We start from the raw sequence: 20,886 nt of genomic DNA, 5'->3' as shown, positions 1-20,886 counted from the left end.
AACGACAATCTGCCAAAGGAGCCTACTACATGAGCCTGTATGGTGTTATGCGCACCGGCGTTTCCGGGATGAATGCGCAATCCAACAAGCTGTCGACGGTCTCGGACAACATCGCGAACGTCAACACGGTCGGCTACAAGCGCGCTTCGACGGAATTTTCCTCGCTGATCCTGAAGAGCGGCTCCGGCAACTACGACTCCGGTGCGGTCGAGACCACGGTCCGCTACGCCATCACCGATCCCGGCAATCTTCAGTTCACGACCTCGACGACGGACCTCGCGGTTCAGGGCAACGGCTTCTTCGTCGTGCAGGATGCGAACGGCAACAACTTCCTCACGCGTGCCGGCTCATTTGTGCCCGACAGCACCGGCAATCTCGTCAACACCGCCGGCTTCCAGCTGATGGGCTACAACATCCAGAACGGTGCCGCGCCCAACGTTGCCGCTAACGGCTTCGGCGGTCTCCAGGTTATCAACGTCAACCAGATGGCGCTGCAGGCCTCGCCCTCGACCAAGGCGACCGTGGCCGCCAATCTTGACCCGAGCGCTGCGAATGTCGCTTCCCCGCTTGCTGCAGCTGGTCCGGGCAATTACACCTCGAAAACGTCGATGGTGACCTACGACAACATCGGCAACGCCGTAACGCTCGACGTCTATGCGGCGAAAACTGGCGCGAACACCTGGGACATTGAAGTCTACAACGGCGCCAGCCTGCTGACGGGCGGTCCCTCAGCCGCGACCGCATTCAGCTTCGACGTCACCGCGGCCGGCAAGGGCGCGCTGGCTGCAGCGAGCCCCAAGACGCTCGCGTTCAACGTTCCCGGCGGCTCGGCCTTCACCATGGACCTCTCGGCCATGACCCAGGTCGCCTCCAGCTTCGACTTCAAGGCGACCGTCGATGGCAACGCGCCGTCCGCTGTCGAGAAAGTCAATATCGACAGCAAGGGCGTGGTGACCGCCGTGCTCAAGAACGGCACCCAGCTGCCAAGTTTCCAGGTTGCGCTCGCCACCGTGCCGAGCCCGGATCACCTGACGCCGGAGGCCGGCAATGTCTATTCGCCGAACCTCGAATCCGGAAACGTGCAGGTCGGTCTGGCCGGGCAGGGTGGCCTCGGAACCATCCAGTCCGGCGCTCTCGAAGACGCCAACGTCGATCTTGCGAGCGAGCTGACCGACATGATCTCGGCGCAGCGCGGCTTCACCGCGAACTCGAAGTCGTTCCAGACCGGCGCCGATCTGCTTGACGTCGTCGTCAACCTGAAGCGCTGAGTCCTGCGGCGCCGATCCCGGGCAAGAGAACGTTCAAGAGCACGCCATGTCCCTTACCTCAGCGCTCGACTCCGCCCGCAACTCGCTCATGGCGTCGGGCATCCAGTCGTCGACGATCTCGCGCAATATCGCCGGTGCCGGTTCGACCGGCTATTCGCGCAAGATCACCGAGCTGGATAATCTTCCCGGCGCTGGCGTTTATGTCGCGGCGATCCAGCGCGCCGCCTCTTCGGGCTTGTACAGCAACGTTCTGACCGCGACCTCGGCAGCCGCCACGCAGAGCGCGATCTATACCGGTCTCCAGAAGATCGCCGCTGCCACGGTGGACGATCCGCAGCTCGACCAGTCACCGACGGCGCAGCTTAATGCGCTGAAGCAGGCGCTGCAGCAATATGCCAACGCGCCTGATAACACCACGCTGGCGCAGGCCGCCGTGACGTCCGCCAAAGACATGGCGACCGCGCTCAACCAGGCGACCCAGACCGTGCAGTCGGTGCGCGAGGGCGCGGACGCCGACATGAAAACGTCGGTCCAGAACATCAACCAGCTGCTCTCCCAGTTCCAGACAGTCAACACTGCGATCGTGAAGGGTACGATCGCCGGTGACGACGTGACCGACTATCTCGACCAGCGCGACAGCATCGTCTCGCAATTGTCGCAGGAGGTCGGCGTCACGATGGCGATCCGCACCAACGGCGATGCTGCCCTCTACGCCGACAGCGGCGCGGTGCTCTTCGACAAGACAGCGCGGGCGGTGACTTTCGCTCCGACCAACGCCTATTCGGCGAGCACAACGGGTAACGCGGTCTTCATCGACGGCGTGCCTGTGACTGGTGCCAATTCGGTGATGCCGATCAAATCAGGCAAGCTCGCCGGCCTCGCCCAATTGCGCGACACCGATACGGTCACCTATCAGAGCCAGCTCGACGAGATCGCGCGCGGCCTGATCAACAGTTTCAAGGAAAGCGACCAATCCGGCGCGGCGCTGCCCGACGTTCCCGGTCTCTTCACTTATCCTGGCTCACCGACGATGCCCGCCAGCGCCACTGTCTCGGTTGGCCTGGCCGGCACGATTTCGGTCGCCGCGTCGGTCGATCCCGCCCAGGGCGGCAACCCGAATCTGCTGCGCGACGGCGCGATCAGCGGAAGCCCGGCCTATAACTATAACACGGCAGGTAACGGCGGCTTTTCGGCCCGGCTTCAGCAGCTCATCGGCAACATGGATGCGTCGCAGCCGTTCGATGCCACAACGCAGGGCAAGCCGAACGGCAGCCTGATCGACTACGCGTCGTCATCGACGAGCTGGATCGAGAACCAGCGCAAGACCGCCAACGACAATTCCCAGTACCAGAACACGTTGCTGGACCGCAGCACGACAGCGCTGTCGAACGTCAACGGCGTCAACATGGACGACGAGATGTCGTTGATGCTCCAGGTCGAGCGTACCTATTCGGCGTCGTCGAAGATCATCTCGACCGTCGACCAAATGTTGCAAGCCTTGCTAGCCGCCGTGGGGAATCCGTGATGATGAGCGCCAACTACATTTCCACCCTCGTGCTACACTCGTCCTTGAGGTATTCGATCACGAACAATCAGGCTGCGCTGAGCAAGGCGTCGACGGAAGCGACCACCGGCCGCTTCGCCGATGTCGGCCTCCAGCTCGGTGCGACGACGGGTGGCGACGTCACCCTGCGGGCGGACCTGAGCTTCGGCGATCAGCTCGTCGACACCAACGGCCTCGTCGGGGGGCGCCTGGACGTGACCCAGGACCGCATCACCCAGCTCAGCACGACCGCAACTGACTTCCTCAAGGACCTGATCGCGGCCCGCAGCACCGACGGTGGCGGGCGGATCATCCTGCCGCCGGCGTCCTCCAATCTCCAGGACCTGATCGGCGCGTTGAACATTTCTTATAACGGCTCGTACCTGTTCTCGGGCATCAACACGCAGAACCAGCCGATCACGGCCTACCAGGCCGGCTCGGCCAGCAAGAACAAAGTCGATGCCGATTTCGTTGCGGCCTTCGGCTTCACGCAATCCTCGGCCAGCGTGAACACCATTACGCCTGCTCAGATGCAGACATTCCTCAACGGCCCGTTCGACGCCGAGTTCGCAAGCCCGGCCTGGAACACCAATTGGTCGTCGGCCACTGACCAGGTCATGCAAAGCCGCATCTCGACGACCGAGATCGCCGATACGTCCGTCAGCGCCAACCAGACCGGTTTTCGCAAGCTCGCCGAGGCCTACACCATGATGGCCGATCTCGGGAACGCGAACCTCGACCAGTCGACGTTCCAGGTGGTGGTGGACAAGGCCATCGGCCTCGTCGGCAGCGCCATCACGGACCTTGCGACGCTCGGCGGCGACGTCGGCACGGTCCAGCAGCGGATCACCAACGCGACCGACAAGCTGAAGACCCAGAAGGACATTCTGAACAATCAGATCGTCGGCATGGAGAAGGTCGATCCGACCGAAGCGTCTGTGCGCGTCAACACGCTGCAGACCCAGATCCAGACGGCACTCGCACTGACCTCGCAGCTCCAGAAGATCAGCCTCATCAACTATCTCTGAGCCCAAGGGCGGTCGCGTTCGCTTTCAGTTTCCTGCAATTTCCTGCGCAGAGTATTACGGATGACTTTTGAAGCCTATGAGACGGTTGTTGAAGACAGCGGCTACGAGGCGCGAGGGCGCGAGCGCCAGGCGCTCAGCCTCGGCATCGACCGGCTGGAGCGGCTCCAGAAGGAGCAGCGCTTCAGCATCGAGGATCAGGTCCAGAGCCTGCTCTACGTCCGGCGGCTGTGGACCATCTTCATCGAGGACCTCGCGCATCCCGAGAACGGGCTGCCCGAGCAGCTGCGCGCCGACATCATCTCGATCGGGCTGTGGGTCGTCAAGGAAGCCGATCGCCTTCGCGAGGAACGATCGAACGACGTGATGCAGCTCGTCGAAATCAACCGCCTGATCCGAGACGCGCTTTAATGAAGATCTCCTTGCGGGCCGGCGAACGGGTCTACATCAACGGCGCGGTGCTGCGCGTGGACCGCAAGGTCTCGCTGGAGCTCGTCAATGACGTGATGTTCCTGCTGGAAGGGCAGGTGATGCAGGCCGCCGACGCCACCACGGCGATGCGCCAGCTCTATTTCATCGTTCAGCTCATGCTGATGAATCCGACGGACGTGGCTGCCGCCGCTTCGCTCTATGGGCAGCACCACGCAGCCCTGCTGGCCGTGTGCGAGAACCGCGAGATGCTCGACGGGCTCGCTGCGATCGACGAGATGGTCGGCGGATCCCGCTACTTCGAGGCGCTCAAGCGCATCCGGGCGCTGTTCCCTCTGGAGGAGGCGATCCTGGCCGGCACCACCACCGAATCTCCAATCAAGGCTGCCTGACAGCGGAGAGGCTCATGAACGTTCCCAGCGTGACCGATACCACAAGCACCAATTCGACCAGCTCGACCTCGTCCGGTTCGACGCCGTCGAGCAGCGGTGTCGACTACAACACTTTCCTTCAGCTCCTCATCGCCGAGATGAAGAACCAGGATCCGACCAATCCGACGGATACGTCGCAATATATGAGCCAGTTCGCCCAGCTGTCGACGGTCGAGCAGGCCATGCAAACCAACACGAAGCTGGATTCGCTGCTGTCCTCCCAATCGCTGTCGCAGGCGGACGGGCTGATCGGAAAGAACGTCAGCTTCACCGACTCGACCGGCGCGACTTTCACCGGCAAGGTCGCGTCGATCTCGATCAACAGCAACGGCTCCGTCGCGACCCTCCAGGACGGCACCAAGGTCGCGGTCGGCCCTGGTCTGACGATCAGCAACTAGCCATGAACGAGCGGGACGCCCTCGACCTCGTCCAGGCAGCGATCTGGACCATCCTCGTTGCGTGCGGACCCGCAGTCGGCGCGGCGATGCTGGTCGGCATTGTCATCGCGCTGATCCAGGCCCTGACCCAGATCCAGGAGGCGACGCTGACCTTTGTTCCGAAGATCATCGTCATCCTGGTGGTCGTGGCCATCTCCGGCTCCTTCATCGGCGCCCATCTCTCCACTTTCACGGAGATGGTCTATTCGCGGATCGAGCACGGCTTCTGATCCGCAGGCCAGGCCCGGCCACCACCCTCGCGTAAGCTTTGCGGGGCAGATTGCAGGGCGGACCCTGCCGCCCGGTGACCTATGGCCGATACGTTAGCTGCTAGCCTGCCGAACCCGCGACGCTTTGGTGCGGACGCCTTCTTCGCTGGCGGTATCGTGACCATGCTCACGATCCTGTTCCTGCCGATTCCCCCTGTTCTGATCGACCTCGGCCTCGCCTTCTCGATCGCGCTGGCGGCGCTGATCCTGATGGTCGCGTTGTGGATCCAGCGACCGCTGGATTTTTCCGCCTTCCCGACAGTGCTCCTGATCGCGACGATCCTGCGGCTCGCGCTCAACGTCGCGACCACCCGCCTGATCCTGTCGCGCGGTGGGGAGGGCGAGACCGCTGCCGGCCACGTTGTCGCCGGCTTCTCCAAGTTCGTCATGGGCGGCGACTTCGTCATCGGTCTGATCATCTTCGCGATCCTGGTCACGGTGAATTTCGTCGTGATCACCAAGGGCGCCACGCGTATCGCCGAAGTCGGCGCCCGCTTCACCCTGGATGCCATTCCCGGCAAGCAGATGGCGATCGACGCGGACCTTTCCGCGGGCCTGATCGACGACAAGGAAGCCCAGCGCCGGCGCCGCGAGCTCGAGGAGGAGAGCTCCTTCTTCGGCGCGATGGATGGTGCCTCGAAATTCGTGCGCGGCGATGCCATCGCCGGCCTGATCATCACGGCGATCAACATCTTCGGCGGCATCATCATCGGCGTAACTCATCACGGATTGACCCTGTCGCGCGCCGCTGACGTCTACACAAAACTCTCGGTCGGCGACGGTCTGGTCACGCAGATGCCGGCGCTGATCGTGTCGCTGTCGGCGGGCCTCCTGGTGTCCAAGGGCGGCACCAGGGGCTCCGCCGAGCAGGCGGTGCTGCGGCAGCTCGGTGGCTATCCGCGCGCGGTGTCGGCGGCCTCCTTGATGATGTTCGTGCTTGCCCTGATGCCGGGGTTGCCGATGGCACCGTTCGTGCTGCTGGGCGGCGTCATGGCTTTCGTCGGCTATTCGCTGCCGAAGCGGCAGGCAGCGCGCGAGCGGAAAGAAGACGCGCGCAAGGCGGAAGAGCGCGCCCAGAACGAGGCCAAGGAATCGGTCAAGGAATCGCTCAAGACCGCCGAGATCGAGCTGTCGCTCGGGAGCCATCTGTCGGTTCACCTGCTCGGTTCGCGCAACGAGCTTGCCCATCGCGTCGCCAAGATCCGCAAGAAGTTCGCCAAGCAGTACGGCTTCGTCATTCCCGAGATCAAGCTGTCTGACAATCTGTCGATCGACCCCAAGGGATACCAGATCCGGATCCACGATACGCGCGTCGCCCATGGCGAGCTCCGCATCGGCGAGGTGATGGTGCTGGTGGACAAGGACGGCAAACCGGACGTGCCCGGCGACGAGGTGATCGAACCCGCGTTCGGCATGAAGGCGCTGTGGGTGACGGAAGCCTTCACCGAAGAGGTCAAGCGGCAGGGCTGCAAGCCGGTCGACAATCTGTCGGTCCTGCTCACGCACTTAAGCGAAGTGCTGAGGGCTAACCTATCGCAGCTGCTGTCCTACAAGGACATGCGCGGGCTTCTCGACCGGCTCGAGCCCGAGTACAAGCGCCTGGTCGACGATCTCTGCCCATCGCAGATCTCCTATTCCGGCCTGCTGGCGATCCTGAAGATCCTGCTGGGTGAGCGGGTTTCGATCCGGAACCTGCATCTGATCCTCGAAGCGATCGCCGAGATCGCGCCGCATGTGCGGCGGTCCGAGCAAGTCGCCGAGCACGTGCGGATGCGTCTTGCCCAGCAGATCTGCGGCGACCTCTCCGACAACGGCGTGCTCAACGTCCTTCGCCTCGGCAATCGCTGGGACCTTGCCTTCCATCAGAGTCTGAAACGCGACGCCAAGGGCGACGTCGTCGAGTTCGATGCCGACCCGCGGCTGATCGAGCAGTTCGCGACCGAAGTCAGCGCCGCGGTCCGGAAGTTCACCGAGGACGGCACCAGCGTGGTGTTGGCGGTCACGCCGGAAGCCAGGCCCTATGTCCGCATGATTCTGGAGCGGGTGTTCCCCACCTTGCCAATCCTGTCGCATGTCGAGGTCGCTCGCAGCGCCGAGATCCGCGCGCTTGGAGCCATTTCGTGATCGGCGGCCTCACCGACAACGTGCTCGCCACGTTCATCGTGTTCTGCCGTATCGGCGCCTGCCTGATGCTGGTGCCTGGCTATTCCAGCGTGAACGTTCCGCCGCAGATCCGCCTGTTCGTTGCCCTGGTCACGACCTTCGCACTGACGCCGATCCTTATCGCCATCCTGAAACCGCTCGTCGACGGCGCCTCGCCGCTGACGCTGGCGCTGCTGATCGGCACAGAGCTTCTGGTCGGCAGCGTCATCGGCCTCGGCGGGCGGGTGTTCTTCCTCGCACTCCAGACCATGCTCACCGTGATGGCGAGCGCGATCGGGCTCAGCAGCATCCCGGGCACGCCTGTCGGCGACACCGATCCGGCGCCGCCCGTGGTGCCGCTGATCATGGCCGCCGTCACCACGCTGTTCTTTCTGACCGACCAGCACTGGCAGGTGTTGCGCGGGCTGATGAACTCCTACGACGTCTGGCATCCCGGCGAGAAGCTGACCAGCGAGATGGCCCTGAACCAGCTGGTGAGCCGTCTCGCCGACGCGTTCGTGCTGACGCTGCGGATCACCAGCCCCTTCATCGTTTATTCCGTCATCGTCAATTTCTCGGTCGGTCTCATCAACAAGCTGACCCCGGCTATACCGGTGTATTTCGTCTCGGTGCCATTCGTCCTGTTCGGTGGTTTTCTGCTGCTTTACCTGACCAGCGACGAACTGCTGGCGCAGTTCATGCTCGGCCTGTCGTCATGGCTGGCGGGATGACGAAACATGACCTCGCGCGCCGACAAGCTCAGTCGCATTGTCTCGCTGGTGAAGCTTCAGCTCCGGCTGTCCGAATGGCAGCTCGCGCAAATGCGCCAGGAGGAGCAGGCCATGCAAGATGAACAGGCATGGCTGGTGGGGACCTTGAACGAAGGCAAGGCGCCGGCGGGCTCGTCGAGCGATTCGATTGCACGGCGCCTCAACAGGACGAGCGTAGGCGCTCGCGCCGTGCAGGAGCGCGCTGCGATGCAGCTCGACAAGGTCCGCTCGGAGACCCGGCGCGTGAAGCAGCTCGAGGACGTCGCCAAGGCGGCGCTCGCCGACAAGCTGCGCGACGCCGAGAAGCGCTCGCTCGAAGACATGGTGGGAACACACGCCGCCGCGCGCGATCTGACGCCGCGGCCAGCCAGGCGGACCAAGACATGATTGTGACACCGACATCCGACCTCGTTCTCGATGTCCTCGATGCCGCCGATCCGGTTGCGCAGCGGACGGCGACTGCGAAGCTCGAGTCGCTGAAATCGTCGGACGCCGATTTTGCTGCGACGATGGATGCGGCGGCCAGCAAGGCGGCCGATCAAGCCGCGACGAGGGTGGCCGAGGCGCAATCGGGCGTGGTGAACGGACCGCCGGTGCAGGTGATCAAGAAGCCGGGCCCGGACGAGGTCTATCGCAAGTTCGAGGCATTCGTCCTCCAGACCTTCGTCGAGACGATGCTGCCGAAGGAGTCGGAGGAGGTGTTTGGCAAGGGCACCGCGGGCGGCATCTGGAAATCGATGCTGGCCGAGCAGCTCGGCGCCCAGCTGGCGAAGGGCAAGGGGATCGGAATTGCCAAGCAACTCGCCTCTGCGCATCCGGCAGGCCTGGAGGTCGCGGGCAAGTCGGGCTGATGAATCTGGGACATGGGTGACGAAATTTGAGGGGTGAATTTGCTATGCAGGTAGAACAAGGCGCGACGACCCAGGTGATGGAGCAGCCGGTCGTTGAGCAACACGTCCTGGACATCGAGGCCGTGACGGAGGCTGAGCCGCGCGACGTTCTGTTGCCGGCGCTCCTGCCTGATGTCGGCAGCGGCATGACGCCCGACGATGCCGATGCGGCAAGGTTGGAGGCGATGCGGTCCGAAGAGGTCGCCGGATTGCTGGTCGCCATTCGCCGGCTCGAAGACATCATCGAGGAGGAGACCACTGCGCTCGCGACGGGGCAGAAGGTCGATTTCGACGATTTCAGCGCGCGCAAGAGCCGGAGCATGCTGGAATTCGTCCGGCTGATGCGGGCGCGGATGCATCTCGGCCGAGAAATCGAAATCACCGAGGAGATCCAGCGGCTGCGCGAGAAACTCGAGCGAAACCGCTCTCTGCTCGAGATGCACTACGACGCCGTGCGCGAGGTCGCGAGCATCATCGTCAGGGCGATCAAGGAGGCTGAATCCGACGGCACGTACACCGGTCGCGCAGCGCAGGACGGAAAATGATCAAGCTGGTGCTGGCCGGGCTCTGGGTATGCATCCTTACCGCGGGCACGAGCTACGGCGTTGCCTATTGGAAGGAAAATGGCAGCCTGCTGCCCGCGAAGGACGAATATCTCGACGGACTGCAATACCAGAAGACGCGGGCGCTGAGCGTGCCCATGGTCGAGGGCGGCGCCGTGCAGGGCTACATCGTCGCGCGCTTCGTCTACACCGTCGAGGCGAAGACTATGCACCAGCTGACCGTCCCGCCGGAGCCGTTCGTCGTCGACGAGGCCTTCCGCAGGATCTACGCTGACGACAAGCTCGATTTCAGGAAGCTTGCCCGTTACGATCTCTCCGGCCTCACCTCGGTGATCAAGCAGCGCGTCAACGAGCGCATGCAGGCCGACGTCGTCCAGGACGTCCTGGTCGAGGACTTCAACTACGTCTCCAAGGAAGAATTCCAGCAGAAGCCGTAGTTCGCTGGTCCGCGAAGTCGCGCCGGCAGCACGACATCTCTGCCGTTAAAAGCAAACCGGCCCCTGCGGGAGCGTCCCGCAGGGGCCGGTGGTCGTTTGTGAGCCGGGCTCGCTGCTTCAGTTGCCGGCCGGGTAGGCCGCCGGGGCGGCATGGGCCCGGTTCAGGAGGATGCCGACTTCGTCGAGCTCCTGCATCGGCTCGTCGATGGTCTCATTGGCCGGGATGTTTAGCCGGTATCCGACATAGCGGCGTGCCACGATCGCATCGAAACCGAGGCGGTCGCGGAGCTTCTTGCGCAGCTTGCTGACGTGACTCTCGATCACGCTCTCGTCGAAGGTGGATTCAAAGATGCCATAGACCGCGTTGAAGATCTGCGTCTTGGTGATCCACTTGCCGTGGTTGCTGACCATATATTCGAGAATGCGCAGTTCGCGGCGGGGCAGCGTCAGGGCGTGGCCCGCGATCTCGGGGTCACGTCCGTTGAAGAAGACCTGGATCCTGGTCTCGCAGGGCCTCGGCAACTCGCCCACCCGGCGGCGAGCGATCGCGGCCGTTCGGGCGAGGATCTCACGCAGATGGATCGGAACGTGGACGACGTCGTCCACGCCGGATTCGAACAGCTCCAGCGTGTTCTTGAGCATCTTCTGGCCACTCATGGCGATGATCGGAGCCGTAGACCGCTTGCGCATCGCCCGTGGCAGGCTTCCGCGGGCATCGCAGTCCCCCAGAAGGAAGGCATCGACGGCTGCCAGGTCCGATTCACTCGCGGATTGCAGCCAGTCCCAGAATTCTCCGGAGGAGAAGCCGATCGACGATACGCCTTCGCGAACGAGCCCTCCTACGTAGCTGTTCGTGACGCTCTCGCGATCATCAACGATAATATACATCAGTCTTTCGCCCCTGTTTCGCACTTGCTGTGGCCGGGAGGTTTGTTGTGATGCCCCGGCTCGGCAGCCATGCTGTTTGACGATATTCCCTCCCGCGAACCGTTATTGTGGTTTCGATATTCGCGGGCAGCCCTACGCATTCAGTGCCCACGTGTGTGGGCCTGCTACTTCGACTCGATACTGAACGCTTACTGCGTGAAGCCCGGCGGGTGTCTTACGGATCACCTTGCGGGGCGAATTGAGACCGCGACCTGGTACAGTTGCGTTACGTTGCTCATCGCGTCCGAACGCCACTGAACTCAGTCGATCTCCTCGCCAACGGGCGAGAATCACTTGAGACAGACCGTAACAATTGCCGATTTCCGATCAAGCGTGCGGAACAAAGTGTTTGCTACGTGTGCTTGATGCTGTTGGTTTGTTTCCAGTTGTTTCTTTGTATGTTCGAACGTATCAGTTGATTTAAAATCCGAACCAGTTTGCACTGTGGCGGTTATAAAGTTCCTATACCCGTATAAATAAAGCCATTTTGAGTCGTGTCACCGCGCCGTCATACCGAGGATTTTCAACCCCGGATTGACTCTCTTGGCCATGCACTCACGTGCGACAATTCGACTCACGTATGGCGGCGAGACTCCAGCTTGGCAAAATCTTGGCGAGTGTGTGTCTTTCGAGTCGCACTTTTGACTCACGCATGATGCGTCAGGCTCGCGCGTGCATCATGCGCGACGAAAGATTTCCGATGCGCACGTTTCAGGCAAGCTTCGCCAACTAGCTTCGTTCGACGGATCGAAACGAACGGAGCATTTTCAAATGTTGTCCGATGGAAAAACGCGTCCCGCTGAAGCGGCGGATTTGACCGCTGCGGCGAAGCCTGCTCCGGAAACACGCGATACAAAGCCCAATAGTAATGCGCGCGCGGCCAAGCCCGCGGCAGGGGCGAAGCCTGCATCAGTGTCGAGCGACGAAGCCGCAGCGAAAGAGGCGCTCGAGGGATTGAAGCGCATTCGTGCCAAGGCGCGCCTTGATAAGATGGCAATACCGAAACCTGCGCCGGTGGTGATCAAGCCGGCGGTGATCGTGGCCAAGCCGCCGCCGCCGCGCCCCACATGGGTCGCGCCGCTCGCGACATTGGCGGTTGCCGCCATTCTGGTGGTTTGCGCGTGCACCGGCGTCATCGCCTATCTCACGATGCAGCCGGGCCAGACCAATGTCGCGGCCAATGCGGAGATCAGGAATCTGCGCGACACGGTCGCCCAGCTGCGCAAGCAATTGTCCGGCGTATCGGAGAATCTCGATGGCCTGCGCACCGCGGTCGATCAGTCGAGCAAGGCAACCAGCGATCGTTTCGGCCGGTTTGCCGAGAATCTGGATCGTATCGAGCGGGTCAGCTCGTCTTCGACGGCGAAGCTCGACAGGCTTGCTCAGGCCCAAATCCAGGCGCCGGTGCAAGTCGCCGCGCAGCCGTCGCCGGCGATGCCGGTGATGGCGTCGGTTGCCGCGCCGGAGACCACGGGCTCGGTGGCTCCGGTCGAGCGGAGCTCAGCGCCGCGGAAGGTTGTCAAGGGCTGGTCGGTCCGCCAGGCCTATGAGGGCATTGCGATCCTGCAGGGCCCGAACGGCGTCGTCGAGGCCGTGCTCGGCCAGCAGGTCCCAAATCTCGGTCGGATCGAGGAGATCAGGAACGAGAACGGCCGTCTCGTGGTGGAAACCAGCGGCGGGGGTGTCGTCTATTCGGCGCGCAAGTAAGCGGCGGACGCTTCTATTGTCGGTGATGCTCGAAGCTGGTGCATAGCAGCTCGATCTCGGCCTCGGCGATCGAGGCACGAAACAGCCGGCAGGTGAACTCGACTGTCGACTTGTTCTCGGAAGCGGTGCGATCCTCCCGCAGGAAGATGCATCGCTTGCAGACGTCGGTATGATGCCTCTGTTCGGCGGCATCCGCCTGATCGAGCACGTGTCGCAACGTGTCGCGAAAGCGGAGCTTGCTGTCGTCATCGAGGACGGCGAAGGCGTCGGCCAAGCCGTTGACCGGATCGCGCGCAAGAAACTTCTTGCCCTGCTGCGTCACGCTCAGCATGACCGAGCGCTTGTCCTTGGACGAGCGTGTTCGCTCCACGTAACCGAGACGTTCGAGCTCGCCGATGATGAACGAGGCGGTGCCGCGCGTCGTACCGACATAGCTTGCCAGCGCCGAAGGCGTCCGTGAGAACCGGTTCGCACGGGAGAGGAAACGCAGCGCCATCCACTCGCGATCGCGCATGCCATGCTTGGTGCCTTCAAACCACAGGATCCGCGCCACCTGTCCCAACAATTCAATCGCTTCGCGAGCCAAATTCATTTCAATGCCAGATCGGATAAAGCTTTATTCAATTGAGCGTTCGAGGGCGCAATCGCTGCAGGTCAGAATGAGCGTTGATTCGCGCGAGACGAATGACATGCCGCGCTTGGTTCTCTCCGTTCTGGAGATGGAACATTCGCGAGTGGAACTAGATCGTCACAAAGAAAGTTCGAGTAAACTGCAAGGCTCGACTGATCCGAAAATTTCAGTCAAATGGCGCGGGCCCGCTGTCTTCGGGCAACATCATGTGTCGCTGTGGCCACGATCGCGCCCGTTTTTTGCATTGAAACGTTTCGAATTGCGCGAAGATGCACACAATGTGCAACTCGGGACGGGACGGTGAGGGGCGCGAGATTTTTTCGGTTAATGGATGTTGCGACGCAATGCGGCTACCCGGTTAAATCGGGCACACAATCGTACCGGGAAATTCACAAGTGTCGTTAGGAACAGAGCAAATCGAACCGTTCAGCGTTAGACGCGCCGCGCTGGCTGCCACTGTCGGCAACATGCTCGAGTTCTACGACTTCATCACGTACAGCTTCTTCGCGATCCAGATTGGCCACACCTTTTTCCCAACCGGCAGCGAGTACGGCAGCCTGATGTTGTCATTGGCGACCTTCGGCGCGGGCTTCTTGACGCGGCCGATCGGCGGCATCGTGCTTGGGATCTATTCCGACCGGGTCGGCCGGCGGCCGGCCATGCTGCTGAGCTTCGCGCTGATGGGGGTTGCGATCCTGACCATCACGTTCACGCCGTCCTACAATTCGATCGGGCTTGCTGCGCCGGTCATCGTGATCGCGGCCCGCTTGGTGCAGGGTTTTGCACTCGGCGGCGAGGTCGGGCCCACCACCGCCTATCTGATCGAGATCGCGCCGCCTGAACATCGGGCGCTGGTGGTGGCATGGCAGCCGGCGAGCCAGGAGATCGCGGCGACGGCAGGCGCCCTGGTCGGTGTGATCCTCAGCAAGACCATGGCACCGGAGATGCTCGACCTCTATGGCTGGCGGGTGGCCTTTCTGATCGGCGCGGTCTGCCTGCCGTTCGGCGTCTGGATGCGTCGGACCTTGCCGGAGACCATCCCGCAGGCGGAAGCCGGAATCGTGGCGAAGGAAAGCACGGGCCATCTCTCGCTGGCCCGCCGTCACATCGGCCTGATCATGCTGGCGCTGATGGTTCTGGCCAGCGGCACGATCTCGACCTATGTCACGCAATACATGACGACCTATGCGCAGAACACGCTGCATGTCTCGTCGACCCTGGCGTTTGCGGTTTCGCTCGTCAGCAACGGCATTCAGTTCGTGGGCGCGCTGGTTGGCGGCGGGCTGGCTGATCGTCTCGGCCGCAAGCCGGTGATGATCTGGCCGCAGCTCGCAGCGCTGCTGCTGACCTATCCGGTCTTCCTTTGGATCGTCCATGTGCCCGGCACATTGTCGCTGCTGGCTGGCTTCGGCCTGCTCTCCGTCATCGGCTCGCTGCCGTTCACGGCCTTCTATGCGACGTTCTCCGAGGCGCTGCCTCAGAACATCCGTGGCGGCGTATTCGCTACCGTCTATGCGGTTGCGATCGCAAGCTTTGGCGGCACGGCGCAACTCGTGGTCACCTGGTTGCTCCATGTCACCGGAGATCCGCTGGCGCCGGCCTGGTACCTGCTGCTCGCGGGGATCGTCGGGCTTGTGGCGATGAGCCTGATGCCCGAGACCGCGCCGGCGAAGACCCGGAGAACCTGACCGGGCGAAAGCTCGCAGGCTGGTGATTTGCGTTTCGGCGGCAATTGTCGGCGAATGCGTCGCCTGAAGGATCAGGGCAAGATACCAGGGCAAGGCATCAGGAAGGATCGACCAATGAGCATTGAACCCACCATGACGGCCGACGTGGTCGGGTTGACGAAAGTCGCCCCGGTCTCGCGTCGCGGATTCATGAGCGCCACCGCGGCCGTCGCCGCCGGCTACACGCTTGCGGCAGGTCCCGTCCGCGCCGAGGTGATCACGACCGACACCAGCGGCCTCCAGGCCGGCGACGCCAAGATCAAGGTCGGTTCCGAGGAGATGCCGGCCTATTTTGCCCGGCCCGCCGGCAACACCAAGGCGCCGGTGATCATCGTCGCGATGGAGATCTTTGGCCTGCACGAATACATCAAGGATGTGACGCGGCGCCTCGCCAAGCTCGGCGCCTTTGCGGTTGCGCCCGACTATTACTTCCGCAAGGGCACGGACCTCACCAAGATCACCGACATCAAAGACTTGCTGCCGATCGTCAACGCCAAGCCGGACGCCGAGCTGTTGTCCGATCTCGATGCGACGGTGGCCTGGGCGGGATCGCAGGGCGGCGACACTGCCAAGCTCGGCATCATCGGATTCTGCCGCGGTGGCCGCACGGTTTGGGAATATGCCGCCCATAGTGGCACGCTCAAGGCCGGCGTCGCCTTCTACGGTCCGCCGGTCGATGCGCCCAATCCGCTGTGGCCGAAGAGCCCGATGCAGCTTGCGCCCGAGATGAAGGCGCCGGTGCTCGGCCTCTATGGCGGCGCCGACACCGGCATTCCGGTCGCCCAGGTCGAGCAGCTCAAGGCCGCGCTCGCGGAGAACAAGAAGACGGCCGAGTTCAAGATCTATCCGGAAGCGCCGCACGGCTTCCATGCCGACTATCGCGGCAGCTATCGCAAGGAAGCGGCGGAAGATGCCTGGGCGCAGGCGCAAGCCTGGTTCAAGAAATATGGCGTCCTGAGCTGACGCCGAATTCGAAGAGGGCGGCCGATTGGCCGCCCTCTTACTTTCGCATTTCGTCATCGCGCCACAGCGCATCGAGGCCGTGCCGATAGGTCGGATAGGCCAGCGTGACGCCGAGCTGGCGCTTCAGTTTCGCATTGGAGACGCGGGCGCTGCTGGCATAGAAGCTGCGCGCCATTGCCGACATGTCGGCCGTTGCGAACGCTTCTTCGGCCGGCGGTGCAATGCCCATCAGCTGCGCGGCATAGGCGATCACGTCCTGCGGCGGTGCGGGCTCGTCGTCGCAGATGTTCCAGGTGCCGCCATTTCTGTGGTTGATCGCGGCCATGATGGCGCTCGCGATGTCATCGACATGGATGCGGTTGAAGACCTGGCCGGGCTTGATGATGCGCCGGGCGGTGCCGCCATGCAGCGTCACCAGCGCGTTGCGGCCAGGTCCGTAGATGCCGGCAAGCCGTAGGATCGCAACATTGCCGTGCACCGTCTCCGTCCAGGCCTGCTCCGCCGCGACGCGCATCCGCGCGCGATCGAGGGAAGATTGCGGCGGCGTGCTCTCGTCGACCCATCCGCCGGCGTGATCGCCATATACGCCGATGGTGGAGAGATAGATGACCTTGCGGCGGCCTGCCGCCAGCACATCACCGAACGCCGCGAGTGCGGGGTCGCCGCTGCTGCCGGGCGGGATGGAGACGAGCAGGATATCGGCCTCGCGGATCCGGTCGACCGTCGCGTCAGCGGGGCGGCTGCCGGCAAAGCCATGCAGCTCGATGCCGGCGAGGTCGTCTCGCGTGGCCGGATCGCGCACCGTGCCGGCGACATGCGAGAAGTTGCCGCTGAACCTGCGGATGAAGTGCCGGGCGCTATAGCCGAGGCCGAGGATAAAGAGCCGCATGCGTCTTCCGTGGTCCGAGTTCCGTTCGCGCGAGCCCGCGCGTCCTCGCTCATAAGAGATTTTTGGGTCTTGCAAAAGATATTGCGATTTTACGCGACCGCCGGTGCAGGCGATGCTCATCCGTTCACGGGAGGCGTCGACCATGCAGGCGGAAGCGATCGCTCCAGCGGGCGCGGCAGAACTGATCCGGAACGCGGTCGCGCTGATCTTCGATGTCGACGGGACGCTTGCCGAGACCGAGGAACTGCACCGGCGCGCCTTCAACCACGCCTTCGCCCGTCATGGTCTCGACTGGCACTGGGACCGCGCCGCCTACCGCGATCTGCTGCGGGTGACCGGCGGCAAGGAGCGCATCCGCGCCTTCCACGCCAGGCAACAGATCGCCCCGCCCTTGTCGGACGCCGATATCGCCGAGCTTCACCGCATCAAGACCGCGCATTACGCCGAGCTGATCGAAACCGGCTGCTGCCCCTTAAGGCCCGGCGTGGCGGAGCTGCTCACGGCGGCAAAGGCGCGTAGGCAGCGGATCGCGATTGCGACGACGACCTCGCACGGCAATATCGATGCGCTGCTGTCGCGTGCGCTGGGGGCGGGCTGGGCTCTTGATTTCGAGGCGATCGTTGCCGGCGATGATGTCAGGCACAAGAAGCCGGCGCCGGATGTCTATCTCGCGATCCTGGCACGGCTGAGGCTGGCGCCTTCGGATTGCGTCGCGATCGAGGATTCCGCCAACGGGCTGGTCGCGGCCTCGCGAGCCCACATTCCCGTACTCATCACGCGCAGCATCTACTTCAGGGATGATGATTTCAGCGCGGCGCGGTTCGTGCTGGACGAGCTGTCGGAACTCACCGACGAATACGACACTGAAAAACAACCCCATGCACAGTACATCACGCCGGCGTGAAGGTTGCCGTCAGTGCACCCGGTGGCTTGCTCTATCGTCCTCAGCCTGCTCGACAATCTGTGCGATCGGGCTCGACTGGTGATGCACCATGCGCCAGTCGTCACCGACGCGGCGAAAATGGTTGGCGGCGGCCAGCGCGGTTCCGTCGACGATCTCGATGCAGAGCACGCGGGCGCTGTCGCCGTCGACGATCGCCTGCGGCTCGGCGCAGACGATCTGCGGCCTCTCAGGGTTTTGCAGGATGTCGCGCCAGCTTCCGATCACCGTGGCGTGGCCGACGATCGCGGGCCAGCCAGGATGAATGCAGGAAATGGCATCGTCATCCGCCCACATCCGCTTCATGCCGTCAAAATCGCCCGTTGAAAAGGCGGCGTAGAAAGCCGCGTTCGCGGCGATGACCTTGTTGTCCTTTGCCATATCTCTCGGGTGGGGCAATGGGAGGCAAAAATCAAGCGCGACTTCAGTCCGACTTTGAACGCAGCGCAACATCGCTGCCCACTTTCTGGTCACGCCGAAATCTGCGTCTCCACCGCGCGCCGCGCACCTTCCGCGTAGAGACGTCCGAGCGCTGCGGTCACAGCCTCGCGCAGGCGCGGCTCGCCACCAAGCGGCCCGAACACTTTTGTGACGCCGAGCAACGCGGGTGCAAGCCGTTCCGCGACGGGACCTGCCTCGCGCGCCAGCGCCGCCAGCTCGGCGGCGAGGGGATCGCGCACGTCGATGGTGCGACCCTGCTCGTCGGACGCGGTGACGTAGCGCATCCAGCCGGCCACCGCGAGCGCATGCGTCGCGATCGGCAGGTTCTTGGCGAGACGATCCTGCATCGCCCCGAGCAGGCGCTGAGGCAGTTTTTGCGAACCGTCCATCGCGATCTGCCAGGTGCGGTGATGCAGCGCCGGATTGGCAAAACGCTTGAGCAGGGAGGCGCGATAGGCGGAAAGATCGGTGCCTTCTGGCATCGTCAACGTCACCGCGGCGTCTTCCATCATTTGTGCGGCGAGGCGTGCGAAATGCGGATCCTGCATGGTGTCGGCGATGGTCTCGTACCCGGCGAGGTAACCGAGATAGGCGAGCGCTGAATGGCTGGCATTGAGCAGCCGCAGCTTCATCAGCTCGAACGGCTTGACGTCGCTGACGAGCTCGACGCCCGCTGCGGCGAGATCAGGCCGGCCTGCGGCAAAGCGATCCTCGACCACCCATTGCGTGAACGGCTCGGTCATCACGGGCCAGGCGTCACGCATCCCGAGCGCCGTAGCGACCGCGTCACGATCGGCATTGGTTGTCTCGGGCACGATGCGGTCGACCATGGTGCAGGGGAAGGTGACCGTATCAGCGATCCACTGACTGAGCTCCTTTGAGCGGAGCGCGGCGAATTGCGTCACGATCCGCTGCACGGTTTGGCCGTTGGCGGCGAGATTGTCGCAGCACAGCACGGTGAAGGGTGCAATGCCCAGCACTCGCCGGCGGGCCAGCGCCGCCACGATGAAGCCCGGCGCCGAGCGCGGCGCGTCGAGATTGTTGAGGTCGTGCACGACATCGGCATGGCGCTCGTCGAGATCGCCTGACTGAGGCGTGTGGCAATAGCCCTTTTCGGTCACCGTCAGCGAGACGATGCGAACGGCGGGATCGGCCATCCGCTCGACCAGCGCGGCCGGCTTCTCGCGCGCGACGACGCTGTCCAGCAGTGCCCCGACGACGCGATGCGCGGTGCCTTCGGCGGCGCGCGCGGCGACCGTGTAGAGATGATCCTGCGGGGCGAGGGCGTCGCGCGTATCGGGGCTGCGCAGGCTCGCGCCGACGATGCCCCAAGAGCTGACCGATGAGTTGCTACCCGCGGCAAGGCAATCGTCGATGACGACAGCCTGGTGGGCGCGATGAAACGCGCCGAGACCAAGATGCACGATGCCTGGCGTGATCAGGGAACGGTCATAGGCCGGGCGACGGATGGCCGGCGGCATCCGGTCGAGATTGGCGTGGCCAAGCCGCATAGTCATCTCCCCTCTGTGTGGCCGCTGCTTGACATGGCGGCCGTATCAGGTCAATTGGTAAGGCCAATTATCCAAAATGGGCGGGGCCGCCGGGCAGCAACCCTTCCCGGCGAGACCCTACGGGGAGGCCAGCGTGCCGCTGGAAGCTGTGGAGGCGAGACGGCTTTACCGCCAGGTCGCCGATCAATTGCGAAGCCTGATCGACAGCGGCGAGTACGCGGTCGGCAGCCGCTTGCCGACCGAGCGCGATCTCGCCGAGCAGCTCAAGATCTCGCGGCCGACAGTGCGCGAGGCCCTGATTGCCCTTGAAGTGGAGGGGCGCGTTCGCATTCGCGTCGGCTCCGGCATCTATGTGACCGAGCCCGTCGACGCCGCGCCGGTGCCCTCGGCCGTCCTCGAGGGGCCGTTCGAGCTGCTGCGCGCCCGCGAATTCCTGGAAAGCGCCATCGCCGAGCAGGCCGCCCGCGTGGCGACCAGCGACGATGTCGCCCGCATCGACGCGGCCCTTGTCGCAATGGCTGACGTCGAGCATCCCAGCGAAGCCTCGATGGTCCACGACCGCGCCTTCCATGTCGCGATCGCCGAATGCCTCGGCAACGCCGTGCTGGTGCGCGTGGTCGGCGAGATGTTCGACCAGCGGCTCAATCCCTACTTCACGCAGCTTGCGCATTATTTCGAAAACCCCGGCACCTGGCTCGCGGCGCTGAGCGAGCATCGCGCCGTGCGCGACGCCATCGCGGCGCGCCGGCCAATGTCGGCTCACGACGCCATGCGCGATCATCTCGCGCATTCGCAGGAGCGCTTTGCGCAGAGCTTTGGTGCCGAGGCATCAGCAGGAGCGCCATCGGCACGGAAGCGGGCGGCGCGATCCGAAGGTCAGCCGGCGAAGCCAAAACGACCGTCTGGCGTGCAGCCCAAGAACGGCAGCGCGCGGCGACGATGAGAT

General features: G+C 63.5%; 24 protein-coding genes. 19 read left to right on the top strand and 5 right to left on the bottom strand.

The window, feature by feature from the left end:
* Positions 1-29 precede the first annotated feature (29 nt).
* From L6639_RS16300 to L6639_RS16240, 13 genes are all read left to right on the top strand, one after another.
* Positions 30-1,268, top strand: a complete 1,239-nt coding sequence (locus tag L6639_RS16300; RefSeq protein ID WP_237862724.1) for a flagellar hook protein FlgE — start codon at positions 30-32, stop codon at positions 1,266-1,268.
* Between the two features lie 46 nt (positions 1,269-1,314).
* A complete protein-coding gene (flgK, locus tag L6639_RS16295) occupies positions 1,315-2,793 on the top strand; it encodes a flagellar hook-associated protein FlgK (protein WP_237862723.1) in 1,479 nt (492 codons plus the stop codon).
* Positions 2,793-3,839 carry a flagellar hook-associated family protein gene (locus L6639_RS16290; protein ID WP_237862722.1) on the top strand — a complete coding sequence of 349 codons (1,047 nt, stop codon included), beginning with the start codon at positions 2,793-2,795 and terminating at the stop codon, positions 3,837-3,839. The genes flgK and L6639_RS16290 overlap by 1 nt, the downstream gene beginning before the upstream one ends.
* A 60-nt stretch (positions 3,840-3,899) precedes the next feature.
* Entirely contained in the window at positions 3,900-4,247 is a 348-nt protein-coding gene (flaF, locus tag L6639_RS16285) for a flagellar biosynthesis regulator FlaF (RefSeq protein WP_237862721.1), read from the top strand.
* On the top strand, positions 4,247-4,657 hold the full coding sequence (flbT, locus tag L6639_RS16280) for a flagellar biosynthesis repressor FlbT (protein ID WP_237862720.1): 411 nt from the start codon (positions 4,247-4,249) through the stop codon (positions 4,655-4,657). Before flaF ends, flbT begins: the two co-directional genes overlap by 1 nt.
* A gap of 14 nt (positions 4,658-4,671) precedes the next feature.
* Positions 4,672-5,094 carry a flagellar hook assembly protein FlgD gene (gene flgD / locus L6639_RS16275; protein WP_237862719.1) on the top strand — a complete coding sequence of 141 codons (423 nt, stop codon included), beginning with the start codon at positions 4,672-4,674 and terminating at the stop codon, positions 5,092-5,094.
* 2 nt (positions 5,095-5,096) lie between these two features.
* Positions 5,097-5,363: a flagellar biosynthesis protein FliQ gene (fliQ, locus tag L6639_RS16270; RefSeq protein ID WP_220004841.1), complete on the top strand. Its 267-nt coding sequence runs from the start codon at positions 5,097-5,099 to the stop codon at positions 5,361-5,363.
* A gap of 81 nt (positions 5,364-5,444) precedes the next feature.
* Positions 5,445-7,526, top strand: a complete 2,082-nt coding sequence (flhA, locus tag L6639_RS16265) for a flagellar biosynthesis protein FlhA (protein WP_237862718.1) — start codon at positions 5,445-5,447, stop codon at positions 7,524-7,526.
* Positions 7,523-8,275 carry a flagellar biosynthesis protein FliR gene (gene fliR / locus L6639_RS16260; RefSeq protein WP_237862717.1) on the top strand — a complete coding sequence of 251 codons (753 nt, stop codon included), beginning with the start codon at positions 7,523-7,525 and terminating at the stop codon, positions 8,273-8,275. Before flhA ends, fliR begins: the two co-directional genes overlap by 4 nt.
* A 6-nt stretch (positions 8,276-8,281) precedes the next feature.
* Positions 8,282-8,701 carry a hypothetical protein gene (locus L6639_RS16255; RefSeq protein WP_237862715.1) on the top strand — a complete coding sequence of 140 codons (420 nt, stop codon included), beginning with the start codon at positions 8,282-8,284 and terminating at the stop codon, positions 8,699-8,701.
* Positions 8,698-9,165 carry a rod-binding protein gene (locus L6639_RS16250; protein WP_237862714.1) on the top strand — a complete coding sequence of 156 codons (468 nt, stop codon included), beginning with the start codon at positions 8,698-8,700 and terminating at the stop codon, positions 9,163-9,165. The genes L6639_RS16255 and L6639_RS16250 overlap by 4 nt, the downstream gene beginning before the upstream one ends.
* Before the next feature lie 44 nt (positions 9,166-9,209).
* A complete protein-coding gene (locus L6639_RS16245; RefSeq protein WP_237862713.1) occupies positions 9,210-9,749 on the top strand; it encodes a flagellar biosynthesis protein FlgN in 540 nt (179 codons plus the stop codon).
* On the top strand, positions 9,746-10,204 hold the full coding sequence (locus L6639_RS16240) for a hypothetical protein (protein WP_237862712.1): 459 nt from the start codon (positions 9,746-9,748) through the stop codon (positions 10,202-10,204). Before L6639_RS16245 ends, L6639_RS16240 begins: the two co-directional genes overlap by 4 nt.
* Before the next feature lie 117 nt (positions 10,205-10,321).
* Here the strand turns inward: L6639_RS16240 and L6639_RS16235 are convergent, their stop codons facing one another.
* On the bottom strand, positions 10,322-11,092 hold the full coding sequence (locus tag L6639_RS16235; protein ID WP_220004834.1) for a response regulator transcription factor: 771 nt from the start codon (positions 11,090-11,092) through the stop codon (positions 10,322-10,324).
* An 810-nt stretch (positions 11,093-11,902) separates the two neighbouring features.
* On the opposite strand from L6639_RS16235, the gene L6639_RS16230 reads away from it, so the two are divergent.
* On the top strand, positions 11,903-12,838 hold the full coding sequence (locus tag L6639_RS16230) for a hypothetical protein (RefSeq protein WP_237862711.1): 936 nt from the start codon (positions 11,903-11,905) through the stop codon (positions 12,836-12,838).
* A 13-nt stretch (positions 12,839-12,851) separates the two neighbouring features.
* Here L6639_RS16230 and L6639_RS16225 read toward each other — a convergent pair whose 3' ends face one another.
* Positions 12,852-13,430: a MarR family winged helix-turn-helix transcriptional regulator gene (locus tag L6639_RS16225; RefSeq protein ID WP_237862710.1), complete on the bottom strand. Its 579-nt coding sequence runs from the start codon at positions 13,428-13,430 to the stop codon at positions 12,852-12,854.
* A 67-nt stretch (positions 13,431-13,497) separates the two neighbouring features.
* Here L6639_RS16225 and L6639_RS16220 point away from each other — a divergent pair, with 67 nt between their 5' ends.
* The 3 genes from L6639_RS16220 to L6639_RS16210 all read left to right on the top strand — a co-directional run bounded on the left by L6639_RS16220 (position 13,498) and on the right by L6639_RS16210 (position 16,159).
* Positions 13,498-13,773, top strand: coding sequence for a hypothetical protein (locus L6639_RS16220; RefSeq protein WP_237862709.1), 276 nt, complete (start codon positions 13,498-13,500; stop codon positions 13,771-13,773).
* 163 nt (positions 13,774-13,936) lie between these two features.
* On the top strand, positions 13,937-15,157 hold the full coding sequence (locus L6639_RS16215) for an MFS transporter (protein ID WP_237863333.1): 1,221 nt from the start codon (positions 13,937-13,939) through the stop codon (positions 15,155-15,157).
* Positions 15,158-15,271: 114 nt separating this feature from the next.
* Entirely contained in the window at positions 15,272-16,159 is an 888-nt protein-coding gene (locus L6639_RS16210; protein ID WP_237862708.1) for a dienelactone hydrolase family protein, read from the top strand.
* A gap of 37 nt (positions 16,160-16,196) precedes the next feature.
* Here the strand turns inward: L6639_RS16210 and L6639_RS16205 are convergent, their stop codons facing one another.
* On the bottom strand, positions 16,197-17,048 hold the full coding sequence (locus L6639_RS16205; protein WP_237862707.1) for an SDR family oxidoreductase: 852 nt from the start codon (positions 17,046-17,048) through the stop codon (positions 16,197-16,199).
* Positions 17,049-17,190: 142 nt separating this feature from the next.
* On the opposite strand from L6639_RS16205, the gene L6639_RS16200 reads away from it, so the two are divergent.
* Entirely contained in the window at positions 17,191-17,952 is a 762-nt protein-coding gene (locus L6639_RS16200) for an HAD family hydrolase (protein ID WP_377818814.1), read from the top strand.
* Positions 17,953-17,961: 9 nt separating this feature from the next.
* On the opposite strand, the gene L6639_RS16195 is transcribed toward L6639_RS16200, so the two are convergent.
* Both L6639_RS16195 and L6639_RS16190 read right to left on the bottom strand, forming a co-directional pair.
* Positions 17,962-18,369 carry a nuclear transport factor 2 family protein gene (locus L6639_RS16195; protein WP_128950075.1) on the bottom strand — a complete coding sequence of 136 codons (408 nt, stop codon included), beginning with the start codon at positions 18,367-18,369 and terminating at the stop codon, positions 17,962-17,964.
* An 89-nt stretch (positions 18,370-18,458) separates the two neighbouring features.
* Positions 18,459-19,940: a mannitol dehydrogenase family protein gene (locus L6639_RS16190; RefSeq protein WP_237863332.1), complete on the bottom strand. Its 1,482-nt coding sequence runs from the start codon at positions 19,938-19,940 to the stop codon at positions 18,459-18,461.
* Between the two features lie 133 nt (positions 19,941-20,073).
* Here L6639_RS16190 and L6639_RS16185 point away from each other — a divergent pair, with 133 nt between their 5' ends.
* Entirely contained in the window at positions 20,074-20,883 is an 810-nt protein-coding gene (locus L6639_RS16185) for a FadR/GntR family transcriptional regulator (protein ID WP_237862705.1), read from the top strand.
* The last annotated feature ends 3 nt before the right edge of the window (positions 20,884-20,886 follow it).

The sequence above is a fragment of the Bradyrhizobium zhengyangense genome (assembly GCF_022012555.1).
Taxonomy (GTDB): domain Bacteria; phylum Pseudomonadota; class Alphaproteobacteria; order Rhizobiales; family Xanthobacteraceae; genus Bradyrhizobium; species Bradyrhizobium zhengyangense.
Note: the sequence above shows the minus strand (reverse complement) of the source record. Positions and strands in the feature narration are given on the sequence as shown.